Origin of the sequence: Photobacterium lucens, from assembly GCF_009873615.1 — a bacterium.
In the GTDB taxonomy this organism is placed as follows: domain Bacteria; phylum Pseudomonadota; class Gammaproteobacteria; order Enterobacterales; family Vibrionaceae; genus Photobacterium; species Photobacterium lucens.
This window is the reverse complement of sequence record NZ_SSMG01000190.1, coordinates 1-625: the sequence shown is the minus strand read 5'-3', so window position 1 is coordinate 625 and position 625 is coordinate 1. Positions and strand designations below refer to the sequence as shown.

Here is a 625-nt window from a genome sequence, read left to right as displayed (position 1 = left end):
CTAATAACAAGAGCAGTGCCAAATTTTCATCTTCATAAAAACTATATTTTCAGTAAATAACACTACAAATAACCAACGTAACGCTAATTAACTAGATATTTTATTTATACAAGATCACATAAACAGTTCAAGAAACCGCCCACTTAAAACCAAATAACAACACTTTATTTACATTTTTATTTCAAACATAAAAAAAGCACCGACTGAGTCGATGCTTTCTTGTGATGATGCAGGCAGAATTTACTACTTATTTTCGCTATCTAATTTAATCATTTGTTTGTCTTCATTCACAGCTTGCTCTCTTTGCTCGAGCAATAATTGTGAATCATCATCTTCAGGCTTATCAGTCATACCAATATCAGCCATAATTTGCTTCATCTTTTTATTCGATACGCGTCTGTGCTTCATTGAACCCTCCGCTGTCAACCACTGTGCCAGTAGACCTCAATTACCACTTATTCGATTTAGCCTATACCAGCAACGTTTGTAATTACTAACCGCAATTAAAATATGGCACACAACTGACAACTTCGCCTCTTTGATCACAAATAAACTTGCTTTCACTGTGTCTTAAATAACTAAAAATAATTAACAAATTTTTTATAGATATTCTCATTATAACGAC

At 32.8% G+C, this 625-nt stretch carries 1 protein-coding gene; it reads right to left on the bottom strand.

Annotation, left to right across the window (positions count from 1 at the left end; genetic code table 11):
* Nucleotides 1-243: 243 nt before the first annotated feature.
* The gene (locus E5A76_RS20395; RefSeq protein WP_181319815.1) at nucleotides 244-408 is read right to left on the bottom strand and encodes a hypothetical protein; all 165 of its coding nucleotides are present in this window, start codon (nucleotides 406-408) and stop codon (nucleotides 244-246) included.
* Between the last annotated feature and the right edge of the window lie 217 nt (nucleotides 409-625).